This is a genomic window from Leptotrichia sp. OH3620_COT-345 (assembly GCF_003932895.1).
Taxonomy (GTDB): Bacteria; Fusobacteriota; Fusobacteriia; order Fusobacteriales; family Leptotrichiaceae; genus Pseudoleptotrichia.
In genome coordinates this window covers 1-293 of sequence record NZ_RQYW01000178.1, presented here as the reverse complement: position 1 = coordinate 293, position 293 = coordinate 1, and the positions used below count along the sequence as shown (strand labels likewise).

Genomic DNA, 293 nt, shown 5'->3' with positions numbered 1-293 from the left:
ATATCCGACACTCCTGTATTTTCTTTTCTTTCATATGGCAATACATTTGTATTTAGTTTTGGACTATTTGATAAACCTTTATCTGTATACTTTCCATTTGTATAATCTTTTAATAATTCTTCTTTGTTATACTTATCTTTCGCTTCTAATAAATAAGGGCTTTTGTCAAGTAGTGCAGGTCCGTTTATTGCCAAATTTATCTTTATACTTTGGTCTAAATTATATAATTCCTGTACTTCATTCAATATTTCATTTTTTCTTATTGTATTTGCTGTTCTATATTCTCTAAATTT

General features: G+C 26.3%; 1 protein-coding gene. It reads right to left on the bottom strand.

Annotation, left to right across the window (positions count from 1 at the left end):
- Window positions 1-293 (bottom strand): hypothetical protein (locus EII29_RS12510; protein ID WP_158612575.1); only part of this gene is annotated, 293 nt, incomplete at both ends.